Origin of the sequence: Micromonospora auratinigra (genome assembly GCF_900089595.1) — a bacterium.
GTDB classification, from domain to species: Bacteria; Actinomycetota; Actinomycetes; order Mycobacteriales; family Micromonosporaceae; genus Micromonospora; species Micromonospora auratinigra.
Genome location: NZ_LT594323.1, coordinates 2,156,612 through 2,180,379, shown reverse-complemented (window position 1 = coordinate 2,180,379; position 23,768 = coordinate 2,156,612). Strand labels below are relative to the sequence as shown.

The window sequence follows — 23,768 nt, the reverse complement described above, 5'->3', positions numbered from 1 at the left end:
CCGGCGTGGCCCGGTCAGCCCGGATCAGAGCACCTGGGACAGGAAGCGCCGCAGCCGGTCGTGCCGGGGGTCCTCGAAGACGGCGGCCGGTTCACCGGCCTCCAGCACGACGCCCCGGTCCATGAAGGCCACCGTGTCGGCGACCTCGCGGGCGAAGCCCATCTCGTGGGTCACCACCACCATGGTCATCCCGGCCGAGGCGAGGTCGGCCATCACCGCGAGCACCCCCTTGACCAGCTCCGGGTCGAGCGCCGAGGTGGCCTCGTCGAAGAGCATCACCTCCGGACGCAGGGCCAGCGCCCGGGCGATCGCCACCCGCTGCTGCTGCCCGCCGGAGAGCTGCGCCGGCCGGGAGTCGGCCCTGCCGGCCAGTCCGACCAGGTCGAGCTGCTCCCGGGCGAGGCGGACCGCCTCCTCCTCGGGCAGCTTCTTCAGCCGCCGCAGGGCGAGGGTGATGTTGCGCAGCACCGTCAGGTGCGGGAAGAGGTTGAACTGCTGGAACACCATGCCGATGCGTTGCCGCAGCGCGTCCGGGTCGTCGGCCAGCACGCTGCGCCCGTCCAGCAGCACGTCGCCCCGGTCCGGCTCGATGAGCCGGTTGATGGTGCGCAGCAGGGTGGACTTGCCGGAGCCGGACGGCCCGATCACGCAGGCCGTCGCGCCCCGGGCGACGTCCAGATCGGCGCCGCGCAGCACCCGGTGGGCGCCGAAGGCCAGGTGCACGTCGCGGACGGCCAGGCTGACCGAACCGGTGGTGGCGGTGCTCATCGCGGGTCCTTCCCGGCCGGCGCGAGGTCGGCGTCCAGGTCCTGATCGGGTACGGCGACCGGCCGGCCCTGCCGCAGCCGGCGGTCGATCCAGTTCACCGCGTGGGTCAGCGGCACGGTCAGCGCCAGGTAGAAGAGCCCGGCCAGCAGCAGCGCGGACTCGTTGCCGGTGGTGGCCGCGTAGTCCTGGCCGATCCGGAACAGCTCGCGCTGGCTGGCCACCAGGCCGAGGAAGTAGACCAGGCTGGAGTCCTTGATCAGGGCGATCAGCTGGTTCACCCAGGCCGGCAGCACCCGGCGTACGCCCTGCGGGACGATGACCAGGCGCATCGCCTCGCCCCAGGAGAAGCCCAGCGCCCGGGCCCCCTCCAGTTGGGCGGCCTCCACGCTCTGGATGCCGGCCCGGAAGATCTCCCCGATGTACGCGGCGGCGATCAGCGACAGCGCCAGCACGCCCAGCGGGTACGGGTTGGGTCCCCACACCTGCATGCCCAGCGGGGCCAGGCCGACCCCGATGAGCAGGATGGTGGCCGCCGCCGGCAGGCCGCGGAACACGTCGGTGTAGACCCGCGCCGGCCAGCGCAGCCAGCGGGTCCGTGAGATGCCGGCGAGCGCCAGCAGCAGGCCCAGCACCGAGCCGAGCAGGGCGGCGGAGACCGCCAGGATCAGCGTGTTCGGCAGCCCGACGGTCAGCATCTCGGGCAGCGCCTCGCGCATCGAGGCGCCGTCGAAGAAGGTCTCCCAGAGGGTGCGCAACGGATCCATGGTCAGCTCCTACCGCCCTGCTCGTCCGTGTTCGTGGGTCAGGAGGCCGCGGACGGCGAGGGGACCGCCACCGTGCCGCTGCCGGGCTTGAAGTCGGCCGGGACCGGCCGGCCCGGGTAGTACTGCGCCTGCAGGCGGCTCCAGGTGCCGTCGGCGATCACCTCGTCGAGGCCCTTGTCCAGCGCGGCACGCAGCTTGTCGTTGCCCTTGGCGAAGGCGTACGCGGTGGGGGCGGGGCTGAGCTGCTTCGCCGCGACCTTGATCTTGCCGTTGCTGTCGGCGGCGGACGTGTCGCCGATCTCTGCCGGGGCGATCCAGGCGTCGGCGGTGCCGGCCTTGAGCTGGTTGACCGCGCCGTTGTAGTCGGGCACCCGCACCGGGTTCAGGTTCTGCTTGGTGGCGTAGTCGTCCTGCACGGTGCCCTGCACGACCACCACCCGCTTGCCGGCGAGCTGGTCGAAGCCGGTGATCGAGGAGCCGGCCGGCACGTCGAGTCCGAAGTAGCCGAAGTCGTAGCCGTTGCCGAAGTCGACGGTCTTGCGGCGCGCCTCGGTGATCGTGATGGACGAGCTGCCCACGTCGAACTTGCGGTTGTTGACCTGCGACAGCAGGGCGGAGAAGTCGGTGCCGACGAACTCGACCTTCAGCCCGGCCTTCGCGGCCACGGCGGTGAGCAGGTCGTTGTCGAAACCGGTGAACTTCCCGTCCTTCAGGTACACGTTCGGCGGGGCGTCGGTGAGCGTGCCGGCGCGCAGCACGCCGGGGCGGAGCAGCCCCAACGGGTTGGCGGCCTGGTCGGTGCCGCCGCCGTCGCCGCAGGCGGTCAGCGCGGTGGCGGCGAGCACGGCGGCGGCGCCGAGGGTGGCGACGCGGGTCAGCACGGAACGGATGCGCATTGGTCTCTCCAGAGTGGACGGACGCGGGGGAGCGCGCCGGAGCGGCCGCGCCGGAGTCGGCGGGGCCTGCGGACGAACGGAGGAAGAGGGAGCGGCGCGTCAGCGCGCGGCGGGGTGGCGACAGCCGTCGCTGCACACCCGCATCAGGTCGACGTGCCGCCGCTTGACCAGCGCGAAGCCGGTCGGGTACGCGACAGCGTCGATCGGCGGGGTGCGGAGTGGAGCAGACACGGTTCTCCCTGGTCGTTGCTGACCTGGGTGCCAGGCCACGCTTGCGCCGGCGGCTGCCGGTCGCCTGGTCCTCACCCGGGGCACCCCACCGCGGAGGAGGGTTGCCGGCCAGCGAGCCGGGGCTTGACGCTGGCGCTCATGACCTGCCGAAGAGGCTAGCAGCAGCGCCGCCCGGGTCGTCCAGCCGTTATGAGCAGCCTCACGTGCGGGCCTTACCGAACGAGGCGGCGCCCGCGACGCCATCTTGCTATGCAACGAGTTGCATAGCAAGATGGCCGGCATGTCGCTGGAGCACGCCATCCTGGTCTCGCTGCTGGAGCAGCCCGCCTCCGGCTACGAGCTGGCCCGCCGCTTCGACCGCTCGATCGGCCGCTTCTGGACCGCCACCCACCAGCAGATCTACCGGGTGCTCAAGCGGATGGAGAGCGACGACTGGGTCACCGCCGAAGAGGTCGGCCAGGACGGGCTGCCCGACAAGAAGGTCTGGTCGGTCACCCCCGGCGGGCGCTCCGCGCTGGTGACCTGGCTGCGCGCCCCCGTGCAGCCGGAGGCGGTCCGGCACGAGCTGGCCGTCAAGATCCGCGGAGCCGCCTTCGACGACCCGGACGGCCGCGCCGCCCTGCTCGCCGAGGTCGAGCGCTACCGCGCCGACCACGAGGCCACCCTCGCAGGCTACCTGGCCGGCGAGCGCCGCGACTTCCCGGACCCCGCCGCGCGGGACGCCCGCGCGTCGCTGCAGCACGTCGTGCTGCGCGGCGGCATCGCGTACGAGCGGATGGTCCTCGACTGGCTCGACGACGTCCTCGCCACCCTGCGCACCCTCGACCCCGACGGAAAGGCCCGGCCGTGACCGACCCGCTGCTGCTGCACCCGCACACCTACGACCCCACCCACCTCGACGAGACCTCCCGGCGGCTGCTGCGCGCCACCGTCGACTGGTTCGAGACCCGCGGCAAGCGGGAGCTGGTCGACAGCCACAACCAGCACCGCTGGTACGCCGACTTCCTCGACTTCGCGGCGAAGGAGGGCCTGTTCGCCACCTTCCTCACCCCGGCCGCCGACGCCGGCGACGACCCGGACAAGCGCTGGGACACCGCCCGCAACGCCGCGCTGTCGGAGATCCTCGGCTTCTACGGCCTCGGCTACTGGTACACCTGGCAGGTCACCGTGCTCGGCCTCGGCCCGGTCTGGCAGAGCGGCAACGCCGCCGCCCGGGCCCGCGCCGCCGAGCTGCTCGACCAGGGGCACGTGATGGCGTTCGCCCTCTCCGAGCGGGCGCACGGCGCGGACATCTACTCCACCGACATGCTGCTCACCCCCGACGGCGAGGGCGGCTTCCGGGCCACCGGCGGCAAGTACTACATCGGCAACGGCAACGTCGCCGGGCTGGTCTCGGTCTTCGGCCGCCGCACCGACGTCGAGGGCCCCGAGGGGTACGTCTTCTTCGCCGCCGACAGCCGGCACCCCGCGTACCGGCTGGTGCGCAACGTGGTCAACGCGCAGATGTACGTCAGCGAGTTCCGGCTGGAGGACTACCCGGTGCGCGCCGAGGACGTGCTGCACACCGGGCAGGCCGCCTTCGACGCCGCGCTGAACACCGTCAACGTCGGCAAGTTCAACCTCTGCACCGCCTCCATCGGCATCTGCGAACACGCCATGTACGAGGCGGTCACCCACGCCCACCAGCGGATCCTGTACGGCCGGCGGGTGACCGACTTCCCGCACGTGCGCCGCGAGCTGACCGACGCGTACGCCCGGCTGGTGGCGATGAAGCTGTTCAGCGACCGGGCGGTCGACTACTTCCGCTCGGCCGGCCCGGACGACCGGCGGTACCTGCTGTTCAACCCGATGACCAAGATGAAGGTCACCACCGAGGGCGAGAAGGTCATCGACCTGCTCTGGGACGTGATCGCCGCCAAGGGCTTCGAGGCCGACACCTACTTCGACAAGGCCGCCAAGGACATCCGCGGCCTGCCGAAGCTGGAGGGGACGGTGCACGTCAACCTGGCGCTGATCCTCAAGTTCATGCCGAACTACCTGTTCCGGCCGGCCGAGCACCCGCCGGTGCCGACCCGCCACGACCCGGCCGACGACGAGTTCCTGTTCCGGCAGGGCCCCGCCCGGGGTCTCGGCGCGATCCGGTTCCACGACTGGCGCGCCCCGTACGACGCGCACTCCCGGGTGCCCAACGTGGCCCGGTTCCGCGAACAGGCCGACGGGCTCTGCGCCCTGCTGGCCGCGCACGCCCCCGACGAGGCCCAGCAGCGGGACCTGGACTTCCTGCTGGTCCTCGGCCAGCTCTTCGCGCTGGTCGTCTACGGCCAGCTGATCCTGGAGCAGGCCGAGCTGACCGGCCTCGACGCCGACCTGCTCGACGAGATCTTCGACCTGCTGGTCCGCGACTTCTCCGGCCACGCCACCGAGCTGCACGGCAAGAGCGCCACCACCGACGCGCAGGCCGCCGGGGCGCTCGCCCACGTCCGCCGCCCCGTCCCCGACCCCGACCGCGCCGCCCGGGTCTGGGCCCGCGTCGTCGCCCTCTCCGACACCTACGAAATGCACCCCTGACCCACCCCACCCCACCCACCCCGCTCACCCCGCCCCGCTAATTCACGGAAAGAGTGGTCACGACGGGCCGGAAAGCCACTCTTTCCGTGAATTAGGGGGCACCGGGCCGGTGGGGCGGGTCGGCGGGGCGGGCGGGGCGGGGCGGGCACCGGGGTGGCGGGGTGGTCAGGGGTGGGGTGGTCAGGGGTGGGGTGGTCAGGGGGTGAGGGCGGCGGTGAGGCGGCGCGCCTCGGTGACCAGTCGGGTGCCGCCGCCCCGGGCCACCACGTCGGCCAGGCCCGGCACGTCCAGCCGTACCCCCGTCGTGGTCGCGGTCTCCGCCGCCAGGGTGAGCAGGTCCGGGGTGCCGCGCGGCGGCGCCGGCACGGCCAGCAGCGGCGGCAGCGCCGCGGCGAGCAGCCGCCAGGTGCTCAGCGGCGCGCCCGCGGCCACCGCGTCCCGCAGCGGGGTGGCCGCCCGGGTCAGGATCACCTGCCCGGTCGCGGCCAGCTCGCCCAGCCGCGCCCCGACCGCCGGCGCGTCCAGGTCGCCAGCGGCAGCGAGCATCAGCAGGGCATCCAGCGCGGCCACCCGATCCACCTCGTGCCGGGCGCAGAGCCCGTACGCCAACGCCAGGTCCAGCGCCGGCCCGCCCGCACCGGTGCACTCCGCCAGCAGCGGCAGCACCGTCGCGCCCTCCCGGGCGTCCTCCTGCGCCGCGCCGGCGATCTCCGGCAGCAGGTGCGCGGCGACCAGCCCCCGGTATCCCGGCAACAGGGCCGGCCAGAGGCCGTCGTCCCCGCCGTGGCTGCCCCGCCCGACCGGGTACGCCCGAACGGTCAGCAGCCCGAGCGGATCCACCACCCCCTCCGGCGGCGTCGCGGTGACCACCGTCCGCTGCTCCGGCAGCCGGTCGTGGTACCAGTCGTAGTCGCCGTGCCGGTCCCGCCGGCCGACCGTCACCACCCGCTGGACCGGTGCGGGCAGCGCGTCCCCGCGCAGCCAGCCGGCCAGCTCGTCACCGGCGGTCGTACCGAGCGCCGCCGCCCGCGCCGCCAGCACCTCGTCGGGGCCGGCGGGCAGCCGCAGCAGCGCCTGGGTCAGGTCCCACCGCCAGACCGGCCGGTCGCCGAGCGCGGCGAGCCGCTCGTAGAGGACCGTCGGGTCGACCGCGCCGGTGCTCGAGGTGGGCGCGGCGAGCAGACCCGGGTCGTCCCGGCCGTCCAGCCGTTGCCCGATCTCGGCGAGCCGGGCGCAGTACAGCTGGGTGACCGCCGGCCGGCGTGGCGTCTCGACCGTCGACCGGCGCCGGAACGGGAGCGGCACCCGCCGTACCGACTCGGCGAGCACCCCGGCCCACTCGTCGCGGCGCACCCCGACCTCCGCGCCGGCCGCGGCCAGCAGCACCCGGTCCAGCTGCACGTGCAGGTTGAACACCGACCACATGTGGTCGAACTCGCCCAGGTGGTGCCGCCGCAGCACCGGCAGCAGGGCGTCCGCCAGCCGCGCCCGGTCCGTGGTCGCCACCCGGACCAGGCCGTCGAGCACCCGCTCGACCAGCGGCGCCGGGCGACGGTGGTCGCCGAGCAGCGCGGCCACCTCCTCGACCAGTTCGTCGGTGTCGGTGACCGGCGGCAGTGCGGCGGCGGCCGGCACCGGCGGTGGCAGGTCGTCGCGGGCCACCGTCACGGTGACCGGGGCGGCCGGCCGGTGGCCGTGCCGCCGGGCCAGGTCCGTCGCCCGGTCCCGCAGCTCGGCGGCGGGGTGCGCGGCGCCCAGCGCGAGGACCGCGCCGATCTCCGCCGCCTGCTCCGGCCGCTGCCGGGCGAGCCGGTCCAGCCAGGACAACTGGGCCTTCACCAGCGCCTTCTCGGGTCGACCGAGCACCGTGCCGGCGCGGTCCAGCAGGGCCGGCAGCTCCACCGCCCCGGGGTGCTCGCGCAGCGTCCGCTGCGCCGTCGCGGCCACCCGGCCCGGCGCGTCGGCGAGCAGCCGCAGGTACGCCGCCGACCGGGGCGCGACCTCCGCCGACGTCGGGGCCAGCAGGTCGTGCAGGGCGAGGAACGGGCGCAGCGCGGCCGGCCGGTCGCCGCGCAGCAGCCGACCGAGCACGCCGTCGAGCAGCACCACCCGGTCCAGCCGTCCCTCCGTCGCCAGCGCGACCAGCGCCCGTGGCAGGGCGTCCCGGTCGTCCCCGACCCCACCCCGGTCCAGCGCGAGCCCGACGCCGTCCACCTCGAACAGCCGGGGCAGCAGCGCCGCCAGGAACGGGTCGGCGCGCAGCCGGTCGAGTACCGGCAGCCGGCACCGGTCCACGGGAGGCCACCACAGGTCGGCCGCCCACCCGGCGACGAAGGTGTCGCCGGTCGGCGGGGCGGCCTTCTCCGCCGTCAGCAGCCCCGCCACGAACCGCCAGCCGTCGAGCGGCTCGGTGCGGGGCAGCCGGTCGGCCAACCGGTACGCCAGCTCCGCCAGCCAGGTCACGCCCCGCTCGCGGGCCGTCTCGACCACCGGGTCGGGTGCGGCGTCGCGCAGGAAGACCGACCGGCGGCCCAGTAGCGCCGCCGCCTTCGCCGGGGTGCTGAGCGTGCCCACCGCCGCCACCGCCAGGGCGGTCGCCTCCGCACCCCACCACCAGTTGTCGCGCCGCCGCCGGACGTGGTCGACCAGCTCGTCGCCGAGCGCGCGGCGGGCCGGCTCGTCCAGCCCGGACAGGAACGACCGGACCGCGGGTACGTCGCCCCGGACCAGGTCGGCGAAGACGGCGCTCACGCCGGCACCTCCGCCGGCGCCGCGACCATCGACACGGCCAGCGCGTGCCGGCACGGGCCACGTTGCCCCCGGTGCCGCGCCCACCACCGGCAGGAACAGGTGTAGGACCCGTCCGGCTGCCGGCGCACCCGGTAGCGCTCCTCGCCGCTGCGCACCGTGGCGTGCTCGCCGTCCCGCTCGACGGCACCCCGCTCGACCAGCGCCCGCGCCCCGAGCAGGCGGGGGTTGTCCCGCTCCGCCCGGCCGGCGTCGTAGGGCATCACCCGGTGGAAGTAGGCCGCCTCCGCCACGTCGTACCCGACCCGGCCGGCGGTGCCGAGCTGGGCCAGCGCGGCGCGTACCCGGGCGTCGGGCAGGCCGGCGGCGTCGGCGAGCGCGGCCACGTCGATCGTCGGGTCCCAGGAGAGCAGGGCGCCGACCAGCTCCGCGTCGTCGAGCACGTCGTCCCCGGCGAGCGCCAGCAGCGCGGCGCCCTCGCCGGAGAAGCCCCGGTAGGGCTCGGGGGAGAGGGTCAGCGAGAGCCGCATCGCGCCGGTGTCCAGCTCCCAGGTGCTCGGCACGGCGGGCGAGCCGGCGCGCACCGCGGGGCCGTAGACCCGCAGGGTGCGCGCGTGCCGGAGCAGACCACGCAGCGCGGCCAGCCGGCCCGCCCCGGCCAGGCAGACCGCGCCGGGCGTCGGCCGCGAGGTGAGCCGCAGCGTACGCCCGGCGGGCACCGCCCAGAGCACGCTGCGGTCACCGGCGGCCGGCAGCCGGCGCAGGAACGCCGCGGCCTCGCCGGCCGGGATCTCGGCGCGCGGCTCGAAGCCGGCGGTGAGCACCTGCACCTCGGCGAAGCCGCGTAGCCACCGACCGGGCAGCGGCACCTTCTTCTCGACCACCGCCCCGTCCATGGTGGAGACCGTCAGGTCGTCCGGGCCGACCGCCACGTGCAGCGGTTCGATCCCGCCGACCCGGGCCAGCGCCTCGCGCAGCGGCGGGTTGACGTCCACGTTGGTCGTGCCGTGCCCGGCGACCTCGCCGTCGAGGCCGGCCGGGAGGACGTCCAGCCGGGCGTAGACGCCGCAGCAGCCCGAGAAGGACTCGAACCGCAGGCCACCCCGGCTGCCGGTCACCACCGGGTCCAGACTGGCCGGGTTGACCGGTTGGTGATAGCGGGTACGGGCCACCTCGGCGACGGCCAGCAGCCCCGCGGCCGCGGCGACGGGCGCGGTGAGGAAGCCGGCGAAGAAGCGCGGATTGGCCGCCGGCCCGCCGCAGGTCTGCAGATCGAGACCGGCGGGGCGCAACGCGGACGGCTGGAGGTATCGGTACGTCTGGACGGCGTTCACGGCGCACACCGTAGGGCGACGGACCGACAAACCCTGTCCGGCCTGCTAGCTTCCTCTGTGTGTTCGCCCGTCCCCTGACCGACGACGCCGAGCTGCGGCCCCTCGAGCCGTGGCACTCCGGCGAGTTCCTCGCCAACCTCGACCGGTGCCGGGAGCACATCTCCCCGTGGGTGGGCGCCTCGTTCGTCGCCACCGACGCCGAGTCGGCCCGCCGCGTCCTGCAGAACTACGCCGACCGCTGGGCGCGCGACGGCGGCGGCATCTGGGGCATCTGGCAGCGCGGCACGCTGGTCGGCGGGGTGCTCTTCGTCTCCTTCGACACCACCAGCGGCGTCTGCGAGGCCGGGTGCTGGCTGGAGCCGGCGGCCGAGGGGCAGGGCCTGGTCACCCGCGCCGCCCGGGTGGTCATCGACTGGGCGGTCCGGGACCGGGGCATCCACCGGGTCGAGTGGGTCACCAAGGCCGGCAACGAGCGCAGCATCGCCGTCGCCCGACGGTTGGGCATGCGCCGCGACGGCGTGTTGCGGGCGGCGGCCCCCGGCCCCGACGGCCGGGCGGACATGGAGGTCTGGTCGGTGCTCGCCCCGGAGTGGACGGCCTGACCGCCGGTCACGTCCGCGGTTTTGTCATACCCGGACGTGAACATGTGTCCATGGCTGCCCCCGCTCTGGCCGACCGGTCCCCCCAGCCGCGAACCCTGCCGCTGCGCGAGATCCGCACCCGGCTCACCCAGCTCGTCGCCCTCGCCGAGCTGACCGACACCGTCACCGTCGTCACCCGCGACGGCGATTCCCGCCCGATCGCGGCGATCGTCCCCGCGGCCGCCGCCCGCACGGCGGCGCAGGCCCGGGCCGACGCCGACCGGATCGCCACGATCAGCGCCGGGTGGGCCCGCCGCCTGGAGGAGCTGCACCGGCAGAGCAGCCGGCGGCACGCCGCCGAGCGGCGGGCGTTCGCCGACGCCCTCGCCGAGGTGTGGGCCGAACTGGACCGTCGCGCCCCGGCCGGCGACCCGACGCTGGCCCGCCTGCGCGCCGCCCACGCCGACCTGCTCGCCGACTGACCGAGTCGCTCGCGCCGGTCCGGTCCGGCGCCTGACCCGGCGGTGCCCACGCCGCCGGCCCGACCGGCGGTCCGGTGGCGACGACCCAGCGGCCGCCGCCACCGGCGTACCGGTCAGTCCCGGCCGCGCTGGGCCCGGTAGCGGCGGATCAGCGCCGCGGTCGACGAGTCGACGTCGCCCAGGTCCGGCGTGCCGCCGGTCAGCTTCGGGGCGAGCTGGTTCGCCATCACCTTGCCCAGCTCCACCCCCCACTGGTCGAACGCGTTGATGTCCCAGACCGCGGCCTCGGTGAAGACGATGTGCTCGTAGAGCGCGATCAGCTGGCCCAGCGTCGACGGGGTGAGCTTCGGCGCGATGATCGAGGTGGTCGGGTGGTTGCCCGGCATCACCCGGTGCGGCACCACCGCGGCGGCCGTCCCCTCCGCCTCCACCTGCTCCTTGGTCCGGCCGAAGGCCAGCGCCGCGGTCTGCGCGAAGAAGTTCGACATGAACAGGTCGTGCATGTCGCCGAGGCCGTGGTTGGGCTGGCTGAACGCGATGAAGTCCGCCGGGACCAGCCGGGTGCCCTGGTGGATCAGCTGGTAGAAGGCGTGCTGGCCGTTGGTGCCGGGCTCGCCCCAGAAGATCTCCCCGGTCGGGTACGTCACCGGGGCGCCCTCGACGGTCACCGACTTGCCGTTGCTCTCCATGGTGAGCTGCTGCAGGTAGGCCGGGAACCGGTGCAGGTACTGGGAGTAGGGCAGCACCGCATGCGTCTGCGCGTCGAGGAAGTCCGTGTACCAGACGTTGAGCAGGCCCAGCAGCGCCGGCACGTTGCGCTCCACCGGCGTGCTGCGGAAGTGCTCGTCGACGGCGTGGTAGCCGGCCAGCAGCTCCCGGAACCGCTCCGGGCCGATCGCCAGCATCACCGACAGGCCGACCGCCGACGGCAGCGAGTAGCGCCCGCCCACCCAGTCCCAGAAGCCGAACATGTTCTCCGGGTCGATGCCGAAGTCACGGACCCGCTGCTCGTTGGTGCTCACCGCGACGAAGTGCCGGGCCACGGCGTCGTCGTCGGCGTCCAGGCCGGCGAGCAGCCAGCGGCGCGCCTGGTCGGCGTTGGCGAGGGTCTCCTGGGTGGAGAAGGTCTTGGAGACCACCACGAACAGGGTGCTCGCCGGGTCCAGGTCGGCGGTCTTGTCGTGGATGTCGGTCGGGTCGATGTTGGACACGAACCGGCAGGTGATGCCGGCGTCCCGGTACGCCTTGAGCGCCTCGTACGCCATCACCGGCCCCAGGTCGGAGCCGCCGATGCCGATGTTGACCACCGTGCTGATCCGCTCCCCGGTGTGCCCGCGCCACGCACCGGAGCGGACCCGCTCGGCGAAGGCCGACATCCGGTCCAGCACGGCGTGCACGTCGGCGACCACGTCCTGCCCGTCCACCTCCAGCGCGGCGTCCCGCGGCAGCCGCAGCGCGGTGTGCAGCACGGCCCGGTCCTCGGTGGAGTTGATGTGCGCGCCGGCGAACATGGCGGCGATCCGGTCGGTCAGCCGCACCCGGCCGGCCAGCGCGGTGAGCAGAGCGATGGTCTCGTCGGTGACCAGGTTCTTGCTGTAGTCCACGTGCAGGTCGGCGACGTCACCGGTGAGTCGCTCGCCCCGCTGCCCGTCGGTGGCGAACAGCTCCCGCAGGTGCGTGCCGCGCATCGCCTCGGCGTGCTTGCGCAGCGCCTGCCATTCGTCCGTGGTGGTGACGTCCACTGCCATCGGGTCGATCTTCTCCTTCACGACGGGGTGTGCCAGCGGGCCGTCGTCGCCCCGCTGCCGGCGACCCCACCAGCCTGCCACCCGGCGCCGGTACGCGCGACGCGACCCGGGAACGCCCCACCCCTCGGGAGCGCCGTTGGGACACCTGTTCGACGGGTGGCCTGGCCTTGACCTCGAGTGCGCTCGAACACCTAGCGTCCGGGGACCGGCCGCCGCCCGGTCAGCGCGGCGTACCCCCCAGGGAGCACCCCGTGCGCTACCGCGTCCTCGGCGGCACCGGCATCCAGGTGAGCGTCCACTGTCTCGGCACGATGATGTTCGGCGCGGTCGGCAACCCCGACCACGACGACTGCGTACGCATCGTGCACGCCGCACTCGACCGGGGCGTCAACGTCGTCGACACCGCCGACATGTACTCCGCCGGCGAGTCGGAGGTGATCGTCGGCAAGGCGCTCAAGGGCCGCCGCGACGACGTGGTCCTCGCCACCAAGGTGCACTTCCCGATGGGGGCGGGCCCGAACCGGGGCGGCAACTCGCGACGCTGGATCGTCCGGGCGGTCGAGGAGAGCCTGCGCCGGCTCGGCACCGACCGGATCGACCTCTACCAGGTGCACCGCCCCGACCACACCACCGACGTCGAGGAGACCCTGGGCGCGCTGACCGACCTGGTCCGGGAAGGCAAGATCGGGGCGTTCGGCTGTTCGACCTTCCCGGCGGAGGAGATCGTCGAGTCGCACCACGTCGCCGAGCGGCGCGCGCTCGGGCGGTTCCGCACCGAGCAGCCGCCGTACTCGATCGTGGCCCGGGGCGTCGAGAGCTCGGTGCTGCCGGTCTGCCAGCGGTACGGGATGGGGGTGCTGGTCTGGTCCCCGCTGGCCTCCGGGTTCCTCTCCGGCCGCTACCGGCAGGGCCGCGCGGTGGACCTGAGCACCGGCCGGCCGGCCCGTACGCCGGCCCGCTTCGACCCGGCGCTGCCCGGCAACGCGGCCAAGTACGCGGCGGTGGAGCGGCTGTCGGCGCTCGCCGACGAGGTGGGCTGCACCCTGCCCGAGCTGGCCGTCGCGTTCGCCGTGGCGCATCCCGCGGTCAGCTCGGCAATCATCGGCCCGCGCACCATGGACCAGCTGGAGAGCCTGCTGACGGGCGCGTCGCTCACCCTGGAGGACGCGGTGCTGGACCGGATCGACGAGATCGTCCCGCCCGGGGTGAACCTCTACCGGCCGGACGGGGTGTGGACGCCGCCCGCCCTCGACGCCGCCCGGCGCCGCCGTCCGGTCGCCGAGCGGGCCGCGGCCTGACCGCCGCCCTCCACAAGGGAATCCGTGCTGCCGGCGGCCCGCCGATATCGGTCGCCCCGGTCCGGGCGGTGCGCCACACTGAACGGCGTGGATCATCGTGACCTGGTCCGGGTCAGCAAGCGGATGTCGCTGGCCCTGCGGCACCGGCCGGACCGCTTCGGGCTGACCCTCGACCGCGCCGGCTGGGTGCCCGTCGACGACCTGCTCGCCGCCCTGCGGATCACCCGCGCCGACCTCGACGCGGTGGTCGCCGGGAACGACAAGCAACGGTTCGCGGTGTCCGCCGGGGCGGACGGGGCCGACCGGATCCGGGCCAGCCAGGGCCACTCCGTCCCGGTCGACCTGGGTCTGGCCCCGGCCGACCCGCCCGAGCTGCTCTTCCACGGCACCAGCGACAGCGTGTTGGCGGCGATCCGTGCCGAGGGGCTGCGGCGGGGGCGCCGCCACCACGTACACCTGTCGCCGGACGTGGCGACGGCCCGCCGGGTCGGCTCCCGGCGCGGTGGCACGGTGGTGGTGCTGACCGTCGCGGCGGCCGCGATGGCGGCGGACGGGTTCGTCTTCCACCGCAGCGACAACGGGGTCTGGCTGACCGACGCGGTGCCACCCGGCTACCTGCGGCCCTGACCTGCCTCAGCGCACCGTGACCGGGTGGCGCACCACCGCGTCGAAGAGGTACCCGAGGTCGTTGCGGTCGGCCCGGTCGGGTTGACCGGCCCCGGTGACGTCGGTGGCCCGGGCGCGCAGCACGCACCGGCCGGGCGTCATCGGCCGCCAGCGGACCGTCCAGCGCTGCCAGGGGCCGCCCCGGTCGGCGGCGACCAGGTCGGCCGGCCGCCAGCCGTCGCCGGTGTCCACCTCGACCCGCGCGATCGGCCCCGCCCCCGACCAGGACCGGCCGCGCAGCAGCACCTGGGTGCCGGCCGGCACCCGGGCGTCCCAGGCCAGCTCGAAGGCGCTCTTCACGCACTGGGCGCCGAGGTCGGCGCCGTCGGCCGGCCGGCCCGGCCCGAACATCCGGTAGAACCGGGTGTTCCACGGCGAGAACAGCGGGGTGGCCGAGACCTCGATCGGGCCGACCCACTTGATCGAGGCGATGCCGATCCAGCCGGGCACCACCACCCGCACCGGGAAGCCGTGGTCGACGCCCAGCGGCTCCCCGTTCATCTCGTACGCGAGCAGCACGTCGTCGAGGGCCTTCGCCACCGGCAGCGGGCGGCGGACCGGACCCAGGTCCACCCCGCCGGTCACGTAGTGCGGGTCGAGCCCCTCGGGCATCACGTCGACCGCGTCGGCGGTGAGCCCGGCCCGGCGCAGCACGGCGCCCAGCCGGACGCCCCGCCAGCGGGCCACCCCGACGCCGCCCAGGTCCCAGGCCACCCCGGGCGGGTGCTCGTCCTGCTGGTCGGCGAAGAAGCGCCGCCCGTTGCCGGCGCACTCCAGCAGCGCGGTGCTCTCCTCGGCGGGCAGCCGGCGCAGCTCGTCGAGGTCGAACTCGACCGGGTCGTCGCGGGTGGGTGCGCCGGCCAGGCCGGTGCCGAACAGGCGCAGTCGCCAGCTGCGGGCGTCGAGCCGGGGCGAGCGGGTGTGGTTGCGGACGAAGAAGCGGTCGTTCGGCACCACGTACCCCTGGCCGGCCATCGCCGCCCAGCGCATCTCCGCGTTGGTCTCCAGCGGGCGCAGCAGGTCGGGCCGGAGCGGCTTCGCGATCGGTGCGCCCGGGTCCACGCCGACCGGGGCCGGGGTCACCGCCACCGGTTCGCGTTCCGCCGCGGCGGCGGTCAGCGCGGCCATCGCGGAACCCAGCTCCAGCAGGTCGTCGCGGGCGACGCCGGGGCAGTGGGCGCGGCCGGCCAGCCACTGCCGGGCCCGGCGGCCGTCGTGGTCGGTCTCCTCGGGCGACGGGGTACGGGACATGGCTGACCTCCGGTTCGGCGACGCTGCCGAACCCCATCCAACCAGTGGGAGGCCCGTCGATCCGACGCAGGTCAGCAGGCTCAGGTCGCGGCGATCAGCGTCACCACCCCGGCCGCCACCAGCACCCCGGCCCAGAGCCGGTCGACGTTGAACCAGGCCCGGCGCAGCACGCCCACGCCGAGCACCTCGTACACCACGACGGCGACCGCCAGCGCGACGGCGAGCATCGCCACGGTGTGCACCCCGGCGGCGGCCAGGCCGGTCAGCGCCCCGGCCGGCGCGGCGGCGAGGTGCCCGGCGTGCGGGCCGGCGGTCACCGCCGGCTCGGCCAGCAGCACCGGCAGCAGCATCAGCCCCGCCCCGTGTGCCGACGACATCAGGAACGACCAGCCGGTGAGCTGAGCGGGGGAGAGCCGCATGCCGGCCCAGCGGAAGTGCCGCTCGGAGAGCAGCCGCCAGAGGCCGAAACCGACCAGCAACGCCCCGCCGACGACCGCGACGGCGGTGCTCGCCGCCACCGAGCGGGTGGCGCTGACCAGCGCGGCGATCACCGCGACCGAGGCCAGGTGGCCGGCGGCGATCGGCGGCAGGGCCCGCAGCAGCGCCGCGCGGCGGCGCTCCTGCAGGCCCCGGGCGACCGCGAAGAGCCAGCCCATCGCCGGGTTCAGGCCGTGGAACGCGCCGAGGCCGGCCAGCGTCAACCAGGTCGCGCCGGTCACGGGAAGCAGTACGAGTCGGAGGAGGCGTCCCCGCCCTCCAGCCGGGTCTGGTGTACGCGTCGCCCCCGGAAGTCCGCCCCGCGCGGGAAGAACCGGGGGTCCGGGGTGAGCCCGCCGCGCTCGGGGTCGACGTCCAGCTTCGCCACCCAGGCGCCCACCCCGTCGGGGTAGAACTGGTCGTCCCAGGAGCCGTAGAGGGAGTTGCTGACGTAGACCCGGTGGCCGTCGCGGCTGATCTCCACCATCTGCGGGCCGCCGGAGAGCGGCTCGTCGGGGAAGGCGGGGTGCGGGGTCCGGCCCACGATGCCGCCGAGGCGTACCGCACCGACCTGGACCGGGTGGAACGGGTCGCTGACGTCGTACTGGAGCAGCTCACCGGTGCCCCAGCAGGAGACGTAGAGGAACCGGTCGTCCACCGACAGGTCGATGTCGGTGACCAGGGGCGGCACCGCGCCGAAGGGCTTGAGCAGGTCGGGCAGCGCGTCCGGGGCGGCCGGCTCGGCCGGGATGTCGATCACCTTGGTCACCGCCCAGGCGTCGCCGTCGCGGTGCCACACCCAGATCGACGCGGAGAGGTCCTCGACGCTGATCACCACGCCGACGAACCCGTACGACTTCGTCGGGTCGTGCGCCGGACGCAGTTCGAGCGGCATCTGGTACTGGTCGCCGAGGTCGACGCGCTGCACGTGCCGGCGCTTCGCCAGGTCCCAGAAGTGGATGGCGTGCCCGTAGCGGCGGCCGAGCAGCAGCTCACCGACGATCCCGTCCTCGATCATCGCCGGGGTGCCCCACTCGCTGGTGACCAGCACGTCCTGGGTGTAGTGCCACCAGAAGTCGTACGCCAGGAACTGCGGGCCCCGGTCGGCCTCCCAGGCTCCGCGTACCTCGAACGAGGTGTGGTCGAGCACGGCGATGCCGCCCGGCCCCTCCTGGCCGTCGGCGCCGCCGAGGGCGGAGACGTAGATGCCGTCCGGTCCGCAGTGCACGGTGTGCGGGCGGGAGTAGCCGGCCCGCTTGCCCAGCTCGTCGGCCTCGATCACCTTCACCAGCGTCGGCCGGCGCGGGTCGGGCTTCGTGTCCAGCACGTGGATCCGGGACGACCGCAGGCCCGGCACGATCAGGTAGCGCCGTTCGACGTGCGGGTGCGGCGCGGTCGGGCAGAGCGCGCTGCTGCACGCGTTCCAGCCGAAGTGGTGCAGCTCGTCGCCGGTGGAGGGCAGCTCGGTCCAGCCCACCACCTGCCCGTACGTGTCGGAGTCGGGGTCGGTGTCGAGCACCGCGATGGCGTCCGGTTGCTGCCCGGCGCGGTCGAACGCGGCGACGTACGCCAGCTTCTCGGCCGGCGCGCCGGCCGCCTCGCGGGGGGACGGGTAGAAGCTCGGGTCGGGGGTCCAGCGGGTCATCAGCTCTCCGGTGTGCTCAGGGGGCGGGTACGCCGAGACGGTCGAGCAGCCGTCGGCGCAGCGCGCCGAAGGCGGGGTCGTCGGGGCCGGGGGACGGACCGAGGTCGACGGGCACCTGGTCGGCGATGATCCCGCCGTCCAGGAGCAGGACCCGGTCGGCGAGCAGCAGCGCCTCCTCCACGTCGTGGGTGACCAGCAGCGCGGCGAAGCCGTGCTCGGCGCGCAGCCGGCGCAGCAGTCCCTGCATGCGCAGCCGGGTCAGCGCGTCCAGCGCGCCGAACGGCTCGTCGAGCAGCAGCAGGTCGGGTTCGCGGACCAGGGCCCGGGCCACCGCGACCCGCTGCGCCTGCCCGCCGGAGAGTTCGGCCGGCCAGGCCCGGCCCCGGTCGGCGAGCCCGACCTCGGCCAGCGCCCGCCCGACCCGGCCGGCGACGTCCGGGCCGGTGAGCCCGAGCGCGACGTTGTCGGCCACCCGTTTCCAGGGCAGCAGCCGGTGTTCCTGGAACACCACCGCGGTCGTGCCGTGCCGGGTCCACTCGCCGCCGGCCTCCTCGTCGAGGCCGGCCAGGACGCGCAGCAGGGTGCTCTTGCCGGAGCCGCTGCCGCCGAGCAGGGCCACGGTCTCGCCGGCGGCGACGGTGAGGTCGACGCCGGCCAGCACGACGCTGGCCCCGAACGCCCGGGTCACGGCGCGGGCGGTGAGCACCGGTCGGGCGGTGCTCAGGTCGCCCGCAGTCCGCGTCGCCATGTCAACATCCTCCTCTCCAGCCAGCGCAGGGCAAGGTCGGAGAGCAGACCGAGCAGGGCGTAGATCAGCAGCCCCAGCACGACCACGTCGGTCTGGCTGAACTCGCGCGCCTCCATCATCAGGAACCCGACGCCGGTCTGGGCGTTGACCTGCTCGCCGACGACGAGGCTCAGCCAGGCCGCCCCGATGGCCAGCCGCAGGCCGAGGAACAGGGCGGGCAGCGCGCCGGGCAGCACCACGTGCCGCAACCGGGCCGCCGGGCCCAGGCCGCAGGACCGGGCGGCCTCCACCAGGCGCTCGTCGATGTCCCGGATGCCGGCGTACGTGTTGAAGTAGAGCGGGAAGAACGCGCCGAGCGCGACCAGGGTGACCTTCAGCGACTCACCGATCCCGACCCAGATGATCAACAGCGGCACCAGGCCGAGGTGCGGCAGCATCCGGCCCATCTGCACCGGCGGGTCGACGACGTCGTCCCCGACGCGGGCCAGCCCCGCCACCGCGCCCAGCAGCAGCGCCAGCACGCCGCCGATGAGCAGCCCGAGCCCGGCCCGGGTCAGCGAGTCGAGCAGGTGCACGGCGAGGGTGCCGTCCCGGGTCAGCCGCCACCCGGTGCCGAGCACCGCGCTGGGCGCGGGCAGTTTCTCCGCCGGCAGCAGCCCGGCCCGCGCGGCGGCCTCCCAGCCGAGCACGAGCACGACCGGGCTGACCGCTCGTCGCCAGCGCCGCGCCGGTCGCTCCGCTCGGGTGTGCGGCACCGGGGCGGCGGTGGCGGGGGGCGCGCCGGTCAGCGTCGGGACGCTCACTGGAACTCCGTGGCGAACCGGTCGTCGACGCGTCCGGCGATGTCGACCGGGCCGGGCACCAGTTTCAGGGCGACGAAGCTGTCCGCGATGGCCTGTAGTTCCGCGCCGATCGCGGGGGTCACCGGGGCGAGCGGCTTGGCGCTGCGGGCCAGCGCGCGGGTGGTCACGTCGAGCGGGATCTTCAGTTCGGGGGCGAGGACGCGGGCCCGCTCCGAGGGGTGGGCGATGCCCCAGTCGGTGGTCTGCCGGTAGGTCCGCAGGAAGGCCCGGACGTCGTCGGTGCGGTCGCGCACGGCGGCCGGTGAGGCCAGTACGTACTCGCGGTTGCCGGTCAGGCCGGTGGCGTCGGCGAGCACCCGGACGCCGGGCTGCTCGGCGAGCGCGAAGTACGGGTCCCAGATGATCCAGGCGTCCACCTGACCGTTGTCGAAGGCGGGCCGTCCCTCGGCCGGCTTGAGGTACTTCACGTTGATGTCGGCGAGCGTCATCTTGTTCGCGGCGAGCAGCTTCACCAGCAGCCAGTGCACGTTGGAGCCCTTGTTCAGGGCCACCGTGCGACCGCGCAGGTCGGCGAAGCTGCGGTAGGGACTGTCGGCCTTGACCAGCACCGCCTCGCCCTGCGGCACGGGCTGCGAGGTGCCGATGACGGCGAACGGGATCTTCCCGGCGGCGGCGAACACCGGCGGGGCCTCGCCGACCTGACCGATGTCGATCGAGCCGGCCTTGAGCGCCTCGGTCAGCGCGGGCCCGCTCTCGAACAGCGACCACTGCACGTCCGGGGCGGCGTCGCGGGCCTTGACCAGGCTCAGTCCGCCGAAGCGCTGGTAGCCGATCCGCAGTGGACGCTCGCTGTCACCGCCGGCGGCGTCGGCGTCGCCGCCGCACGCGGCCACCCCGGCGACCGCCACCAACGCCACGGCGGTGAGCAGCGCGGTCACCAGGCGGCGGGGACGGCGGAGGGCGGGTCTGGACGGGGTACGCATGGCGGGCTCCTCGGCAGGGCGACAGCGGGCTGGGTCGACGATCGCGGGCAACCTACCAACCCGATAGGTTTTATGGGTAGGCTGTGCGGGTGGTCGTCCCACCCCTCAGGAGACGGCCCCTGGACCGCCCGCCGGAGGCTCCCCGATGACGCTCACCTTCCACTGGTTCCTGCCGACCTACGGCGACAGCCGGGACATCGTGGGCGGCGGCCACGGCGTGCCCGTCGGCACCGCCGGCGGGGCCCGGCCGGCCAGCATCGCCTACCTCGGGCAGATCGCCCGCAGCGCCGAACAGCTCGGCTTCGTCGGGGCGCTCACCCCCACCGGCGCCTGGTGCGAGGACGCCTGGCTCAGCACCGCGATGCTCACCGAGGTCACCGAGCGGCTCAAGTTCCTGGTCGCCTTCCGGCCCGGACTGCTCTCACCCACCCTCGCCGCGCAGATGGCGGCCACCTTCCAGCGCCTCTCCGGTGGCCGGCTGCTGCTCAACGTCGTCACCGGCGGCGAGTCGGCCGAGCAGCGCGCGTACGGCGACTTCCTCGACAAGGACGGCCGGTACGCGCGTACCGACGAGTTCCTGCAGGTGGTCCGGGCGCTGTGGCGGGGCGAGACGGTCAGCCACCGCGGGGAGCACCTGCGGGTCGAGGACGCCCGGCTGAGCCGGCTGCCCGACCCGGTGCCGCCGGTCTACTTCGGCGGGTCGTCGGCCGCCGCCGGGCCGGTCGCGGTACGGCACAGCGACGTCTACCTCACCTGGGGCGAGCCGCCGGCACAGGTGGCCGGCAAGCTCGACTGGATCCGTGGGCTGGCCGCGGCCGCCGGCCGCCAGCTGCGCTTCGGCATCCGGCTGCACGTGATCGCCCGGGACACCGCCGACGAGGCGTGGGCGCAGGCGCGCCGGCTGCTCGACGGCATCGCCGAGGCCGACGTCCGGGCCGTGCAGGAAGGGCTGCGGCGCAGCGAGTCCGAGGGGCAGCGCCGGATGCTGGAGCTGCACGGCGGCTCCCGGGACGGCCTGGAGGTCTCGCCCAACCTCTGGGCCGGCGTGGGGCTGGTCCGGGGTGGCGCGGGCACCGCCCTGGTGGGCAGCCACACCGAGGTCGCCGACCGGATCGCCGAATATCACGCCCTCGGCATCGACGAGTTCGTCCTCAGCGGGCATCCCCACCTGGAGGAGGCGTACTGGTTCGGCGAGGGGGTGCTGCCCGTCCTGCGCCGCCGCGGGCTCTGGCGGCACCCGGCCGGCGAGCCGGCGGAGGTCGCTCCGGCGGCCGTGCCGTTCGCCGCCGTGCCGGCACCGTCGAGCCGGTGACCGGTCGTCCCGGGTCGGCGACGTGTCCGGCCCGGTTCGGGGCCGGTCGTCGCCCGCCCGGGCCGGCGGTCACGTGGCACCGGCCGGGACGCAGGCCGGTGCCGGCCGGGCGGTGTCCGCCGGCCGGGGCCGGCCGGGCGGTGTCCACCGACCGGGGCCGGTCAGGCGGGACGCGTGTCGGCGAGGAAGTCGGCCAGCACCCGGGTGTGCGTGGAGAAGGCCAGCTCGACCGGCTCGGTGAGGACCAGCCACTCGGTGGCCTCCTCGGTGGGCGCGGAGGGCGGCAGGTCACCCAGCGCCCGCTCGGGCAGCACGCCGAAGACCATCATGGTGCCGCCGGCCGGCGCGCCGTGCACCGCGAACAACCGGGCCTCGGCGGCCTCGGCCCGCAGGCCGGTTTCCTCGCGCAGCTCCCGCACCAGCGCTTCGGACCACTCCTCGCCGTACTCGACGAACCCGCCCGGCAACGCCAGCTCGCCCCGGGCCGGTTCGATGTCGCGGCGCACGACCACCACGCCGAGCCCGTCCGGCGTCCGGACCGGCAGCACCGCGACCGCGACCGGCGTCGGGTTGCGCCACACCGTCTCGCCGCAGGCCGCGCAGACCCGTGGCCAGCCGGCTCCCGCCGGGTAGGCCGAGCCGCAGTACGAGCAGTGCGAGTACGGTGCGCCGGTCACGCCGTTGCACGTTACCCGTCCGCCTGGCCCGGTGCCGGGTCGGTCGACGCCCGGCGGTGCGGCGGCCGGATCAGTCGTCGTCCTCGGCGGGGCGCCGACGCCGGCCCTGCGGGGTGAACCAGAACGACTCGCCGAACGGCCGGCCGCCCTCGCGGGCCAGCAGCAGCACCGGCCCGTCCTCCTCCGGCTCCTCCTCCCGGGGCCAGAAGTCGAGGAACAGCGGCGGCCGGTCCGGACCGGCGACGTAGAGCCAGGTGCGGGGGAAGCGGGGATTGGTGCTGCCCGGCGGCACCGAGGGCGGACCGAAGCGGGCCAGCGCGTCGGCCGCCGTGCGGTCCTCGGCCACCCAGCCGGGCAGGTCCCGCAGCATCTCGTCGTACTCGCCGTCGGTCAGCCGGCGCCGCACCTCGAGCCAGCCGACCCGGTGGGCGAAGCCGGCGTAGATCGAGGCGACGGCGTCGTAGGCGCGGTGGCCGGCGGGCAGGAACCGGCGGACCGCGCCGAGCACCCCGGTCGGCGGGAACCAGCCCAGGTCGTGCCGGGCGTCGTACTCCGCCCGCCAGACGTCCTCGATCCCCTCGGCGACGGCGAGGGTACGACAGAGCATGATCAACGTCATCTCGTCGCCGTACATGCCGGGGCGGCGCAGCGCGCGGTTGACCTCGGTGCGCAGGTGGGCGCGGATCTCGTCGCCCGAGGGCAGTTGCCGCGCCGTCACGCCGCCTCCTCGCCCAGGGCGTCCCGAGCCGCCATCAGGGCGAAACCGAGCAGGTTCGGGCCCTGCCAGGTGGCCGGGTCGGCGGCGCGCGGGTCGTCGGCGGCCAGCCCGATGCCCCAGATCCGGTCGACCGGGCTGGCCTCCACCAGCACCCGGTCCCCGGTGCCCAGCAGGAAGGCGCGCAGCGCGTCGTGCTGGGCGAACTTGGCCACGCTGCCGGCCACCACGATCTCGTACCGGCGGGCGGTCCAGGTCGCCTCGTCGAAGCCGCGCACCTGCCGGCCGAGGGCCTTGGCCCGCTGCGGGTGCCCGGCCTCGAGGATGCGTGCGGCGGTGCCGGTGTCGCCGAAGAGGGTGGCCTTGTGCCACATCATCCAGTGCTCGGCGGTGGCGTACGTGCGACCGTCCACGGTGAACGGCGCCGGCCACCACTGGCTCAGGCAGCCCGCCCCCACGCTGCCGTCGCGCTGCGGGCGGTGCCCCCAGAAGTGGAGGTACTTCACCCGCCGGCCCGACTGGAGGGCCGCGAGCAGGTCCGCGACGGATCGGATCGACATGATCGGCATTCTGGTCGACCGCACCGACATTCCGCCGCCCGGTTTCGTGCGGCCGGTTCCGCGCGGGTGGAAACCGGTGGCCCGAGCGCCGCCGGGGCCGCTAACCTGCGCCGACCGATTCGGAGAGGAGGCAGATCGTGGAGACCGTGACGTTGTGGCGGCCGACCGGGCCGAAGGAGCTGGCGCTGGTCGAGGCGTCCGGCTGGCGCGCGTGGCCGCCCCGGCTGCCGGACCAGCCGATCTTCTACCCGGTGCTGAACGAGGAGTACGCGATCATGATCGCCCGGGACTGGAACGTCCCGGCCTCCGGCGTCGGTCACGTGACCCGGTTCGCGGTGCAGCGCGAGTTCGCCGCCCGCTACCCGGTCCGCCAGGTCGGCGGCCGGGACATCCTGGAGCTGTGGGTGCCCGCCGAGGAGCTGGACCTGTTCAACCAGCACCTCGTCGGCCCGATCGAACTGGTGCACACCTTCCGCTGATCCACCCGGGGACGGTGCGCGGGCGGCGGCCGCC

Annotated in this window: 24 protein-coding genes and 1 riboswitch; of the genes, 8 read left to right on the top strand and 16 right to left on the bottom strand. The window is 74.8% G+C overall.

Annotation, left to right across the window (positions count from 1 at the left end):
- Positions 1–24 precede the first annotated feature (24 nt).
- From GA0070611_RS10010 to GA0070611_RS32205, 4 genes are all read right to left on the bottom strand, one after another.
- A complete protein-coding gene (locus GA0070611_RS10010) occupies positions 25–768 on the bottom strand; it encodes an amino acid ABC transporter ATP-binding protein (protein ID WP_091661376.1) in 744 nt (247 codons plus the stop codon).
- Positions 765–1,532, bottom strand: a complete 768-nt coding sequence (locus tag GA0070611_RS10005) for an amino acid ABC transporter permease (protein WP_091661373.1) — start codon at positions 1,530–1,532, stop codon at positions 765–767. Before GA0070611_RS10005 ends, GA0070611_RS10010 begins: the two co-directional genes overlap by 4 nt.
- Positions 1,533–1,570: 38 nt before the next feature.
- Positions 1,571–2,428, bottom strand: coding sequence for an ABC transporter substrate-binding protein (locus GA0070611_RS10000; protein ID WP_091661369.1), 858 nt, complete (start codon positions 2,426–2,428; stop codon positions 1,571–1,573).
- A gap of 99 nt (positions 2,429–2,527) precedes the next feature.
- Positions 2,528–2,659: a hypothetical protein gene (locus GA0070611_RS32205; RefSeq protein WP_269456356.1), complete on the bottom strand. Its 132-nt coding sequence runs from the start codon at positions 2,657–2,659 to the stop codon at positions 2,528–2,530.
- Between the two features lie 32 nt (positions 2,660–2,691).
- A riboswitch (SAM riboswitch) is annotated at positions 2,692–2,803 on the bottom strand.
- 136 nt (positions 2,804–2,939) lie between these two features.
- Here GA0070611_RS32205 and GA0070611_RS09995 point away from each other — a divergent pair.
- Together GA0070611_RS09995 and GA0070611_RS09990 are read left to right on the top strand one after the other, a co-directional pair.
- Positions 2,940–3,509, top strand: a complete 570-nt coding sequence (locus GA0070611_RS09995; protein WP_091672739.1) for a PadR family transcriptional regulator — start codon at positions 2,940–2,942, stop codon at positions 3,507–3,509.
- Positions 3,506–5,227 (top strand): acyl-CoA dehydrogenase family protein, encoded by a 1,722-nt coding sequence (locus tag GA0070611_RS09990; protein ID WP_091661366.1) that lies wholly within the window; start codon positions 3,506–3,508, stop codon positions 5,225–5,227. Before GA0070611_RS09995 ends, GA0070611_RS09990 begins: the two co-directional genes overlap by 4 nt.
- A gap of 195 nt (positions 5,228–5,422) precedes the next feature.
- Here GA0070611_RS09990 and GA0070611_RS09985 read toward each other — a convergent pair whose 3' ends face one another.
- Both GA0070611_RS09985 and GA0070611_RS09980 read right to left on the bottom strand, forming a co-directional pair.
- Positions 5,423–7,978 (bottom strand): hypothetical protein, encoded by a 2,556-nt coding sequence (locus GA0070611_RS09985; RefSeq protein ID WP_091661361.1) that lies wholly within the window; start codon positions 7,976–7,978, stop codon positions 5,423–5,425.
- A complete protein-coding gene (locus GA0070611_RS09980) occupies positions 7,975–9,309 on the bottom strand; it encodes an SWIM zinc finger family protein (protein ID WP_091661357.1) in 1,335 nt (444 codons plus the stop codon). The genes GA0070611_RS09985 and GA0070611_RS09980 overlap by 4 nt, the downstream gene beginning before the upstream one ends.
- A gap of 59 nt (positions 9,310–9,368) precedes the next feature.
- Here GA0070611_RS09980 and GA0070611_RS09975 point away from each other — a divergent pair, with 59 nt between their 5' ends.
- Both GA0070611_RS09975 and GA0070611_RS09970 read left to right on the top strand, forming a co-directional pair.
- Positions 9,369–9,911: a GNAT family N-acetyltransferase gene (locus GA0070611_RS09975; protein WP_091661353.1), complete on the top strand. Its 543-nt coding sequence runs from the start codon at positions 9,369–9,371 to the stop codon at positions 9,909–9,911.
- 50 nt (positions 9,912–9,961) lie between these two features.
- Positions 9,962–10,372 (top strand): hypothetical protein, encoded by a 411-nt coding sequence (locus GA0070611_RS09970; protein WP_091661350.1) that lies wholly within the window; start codon positions 9,962–9,964, stop codon positions 10,370–10,372.
- 113 nt (positions 10,373–10,485) lie between these two features.
- Here GA0070611_RS09970 and pgi read toward each other — a convergent pair whose 3' ends face one another.
- Positions 10,486–12,120 carry a glucose-6-phosphate isomerase gene (gene pgi, locus GA0070611_RS09965; protein WP_091672736.1) on the bottom strand — a complete coding sequence of 545 codons (1,635 nt, stop codon included), beginning with the start codon at positions 12,118–12,120 and terminating at the stop codon, positions 10,486–10,488.
- Positions 12,121–12,371: 251 nt separating this feature from the next.
- Between pgi and GA0070611_RS09960 the strand changes: the two genes are divergently transcribed.
- On the top strand, positions 12,372–13,418 hold the full coding sequence (locus GA0070611_RS09960) for an aldo/keto reductase (protein WP_091661347.1): 1,047 nt from the start codon (positions 12,372–12,374) through the stop codon (positions 13,416–13,418).
- An 87-nt stretch (positions 13,419–13,505) separates the two neighbouring features.
- On the top strand, positions 13,506–14,045 hold the full coding sequence (locus tag GA0070611_RS09955) for an RNA 2'-phosphotransferase (RefSeq protein ID WP_091661343.1): 540 nt from the start codon (positions 13,506–13,508) through the stop codon (positions 14,043–14,045).
- Positions 14,046–14,051: 6 nt separating this feature from the next.
- Here the strand turns inward: GA0070611_RS09955 and GA0070611_RS09950 are convergent, their stop codons facing one another.
- From GA0070611_RS09950 to GA0070611_RS09925, 6 genes are all read right to left on the bottom strand, one after another.
- The gene (locus GA0070611_RS09950) at positions 14,052–15,335 is read right to left on the bottom strand and encodes a sulfite oxidase (protein ID WP_091661339.1); all 1,284 of its coding nucleotides are present in this window, start codon (positions 15,333–15,335) and stop codon (positions 14,052–14,054) included.
- 80 nt (positions 15,336–15,415) lie between these two features.
- A complete protein-coding gene (locus GA0070611_RS09945) occupies positions 15,416–16,054 on the bottom strand; it encodes a hypothetical protein (RefSeq protein ID WP_091661336.1) in 639 nt (212 codons plus the stop codon).
- Positions 16,051–17,457: a selenium-binding family protein gene (locus GA0070611_RS09940; RefSeq protein WP_091661332.1), complete on the bottom strand. Its 1,407-nt coding sequence runs from the start codon at positions 17,455–17,457 to the stop codon at positions 16,051–16,053. Before GA0070611_RS09940 ends, GA0070611_RS09945 begins: the two co-directional genes overlap by 4 nt.
- Before the next feature lie 16 nt (positions 17,458–17,473).
- Positions 17,474–18,205: an ABC transporter ATP-binding protein gene (locus tag GA0070611_RS09935; protein WP_091661328.1), complete on the bottom strand. Its 732-nt coding sequence runs from the start codon at positions 18,203–18,205 to the stop codon at positions 17,474–17,476.
- The gene (locus GA0070611_RS09930) at positions 18,178–19,008 is read right to left on the bottom strand and encodes an ABC transporter permease (RefSeq protein WP_091661325.1); all 831 of its coding nucleotides are present in this window, start codon (positions 19,006–19,008) and stop codon (positions 18,178–18,180) included. The genes GA0070611_RS09935 and GA0070611_RS09930 overlap by 28 nt, the downstream gene beginning before the upstream one ends.
- Positions 19,005–19,991 (bottom strand): aliphatic sulfonate ABC transporter substrate-binding protein, encoded by a 987-nt coding sequence (locus GA0070611_RS09925; protein WP_091661322.1) that lies wholly within the window; start codon positions 19,989–19,991, stop codon positions 19,005–19,007. The genes GA0070611_RS09930 and GA0070611_RS09925 overlap by 4 nt, the downstream gene beginning before the upstream one ends.
- A gap of 145 nt (positions 19,992–20,136) precedes the next feature.
- Between GA0070611_RS09925 and GA0070611_RS09920 the strand changes: the two genes are divergently transcribed.
- The gene (locus GA0070611_RS09920) at positions 20,137–21,303 is read left to right on the top strand and encodes an LLM class flavin-dependent oxidoreductase (protein WP_091661318.1); all 1,167 of its coding nucleotides are present in this window, start codon (positions 20,137–20,139) and stop codon (positions 21,301–21,303) included.
- Positions 21,304–21,464: 161 nt separating this feature from the next.
- Here the strand turns inward: GA0070611_RS09920 and GA0070611_RS09915 are convergent, their stop codons facing one another.
- From GA0070611_RS09915 to GA0070611_RS09905, 3 genes are all read right to left on the bottom strand, one after another.
- On the bottom strand, positions 21,465–21,980 hold the full coding sequence (locus GA0070611_RS09915) for an NUDIX domain-containing protein (protein ID WP_091661313.1): 516 nt from the start codon (positions 21,978–21,980) through the stop codon (positions 21,465–21,467).
- 70 nt (positions 21,981–22,050) lie between these two features.
- Positions 22,051–22,698, bottom strand: coding sequence for a hypothetical protein (locus GA0070611_RS09910; protein ID WP_091661309.1), 648 nt, complete (start codon positions 22,696–22,698; stop codon positions 22,051–22,053).
- Positions 22,695–23,255, bottom strand: coding sequence for an NADAR family protein (locus GA0070611_RS09905; RefSeq protein ID WP_407940419.1), 561 nt, complete (start codon positions 23,253–23,255; stop codon positions 22,695–22,697). The genes GA0070611_RS09910 and GA0070611_RS09905 overlap by 4 nt, the downstream gene beginning before the upstream one ends.
- Positions 23,256–23,389: 134 nt before the next feature.
- Between GA0070611_RS09905 and GA0070611_RS09900 the strand changes: the two genes are divergently transcribed.
- On the top strand, positions 23,390–23,734 hold the full coding sequence (locus GA0070611_RS09900) for an ADP-ribosylation/crystallin J1 (protein ID WP_091661301.1): 345 nt from the start codon (positions 23,390–23,392) through the stop codon (positions 23,732–23,734).
- Positions 23,735–23,768: the final 34 nt, after the last annotated feature.

Coding starts and splice junctions, on each gene's coding strand:
- GA0070611_RS09925 (WP_091661322.1), bottom strand. CDS start 19,991: ATGCGTACCCCGTCCAGACCCGCCCTCCGCCGTCCCCGCCGCCTGGTG.
- GA0070611_RS09940 (WP_091661332.1), bottom strand. CDS start 17,457: ATGACCCGCTGGACCCCCGACCCGAGCTTCTACCCGTCCCCCCGCGAG.
- GA0070611_RS09905 (WP_407940419.1), bottom strand. CDS start 23,255: ATGTCGATCCGATCCGTCGCGGACCTGCTCGCGGCCCTCCAGTCGGGC.
- GA0070611_RS09995 (WP_091672739.1), top strand. CDS start 2,940: ATGTCGCTGGAGCACGCCATCCTGGTCTCGCTGCTGGAGCAGCCCGCC.
- GA0070611_RS09950 (WP_091661339.1), bottom strand. CDS start 15,335: ATGTCCCGTACCCCGTCGCCCGAGGAGACCGACCACGACGGCCGCCGG.
- GA0070611_RS10010 (WP_091661376.1), bottom strand. CDS start 768: ATGAGCACCGCCACCACCGGTTCGGTCAGCCTGGCCGTCCGCGACGTG.
- GA0070611_RS10000 (WP_091661369.1), bottom strand. CDS start 2,428: ATGCGCATCCGTTCCGTGCTGACCCGCGTCGCCACCCTCGGCGCCGCC.
- pgi (WP_091672736.1), bottom strand. CDS start 12,120: ATGGCAGTGGACGTCACCACCACGGACGAATGGCAGGCGCTGCGCAAG.
- GA0070611_RS10005 (WP_091661373.1), bottom strand. CDS start 1,532: ATGGATCCGTTGCGCACCCTCTGGGAGACCTTCTTCGACGGCGCCTCG.
- GA0070611_RS09970 (WP_091661350.1), top strand. CDS start 9,962: ATGGCTGCCCCCGCTCTGGCCGACCGGTCCCCCCAGCCGCGAACCCTG.
- GA0070611_RS09935 (WP_091661328.1), bottom strand. CDS start 18,205: ATGGCGACGCGGACTGCGGGCGACCTGAGCACCGCCCGACCGGTGCTC.
- GA0070611_RS09920 (WP_091661318.1), top strand. CDS start 20,137: ATGACGCTCACCTTCCACTGGTTCCTGCCGACCTACGGCGACAGCCGG.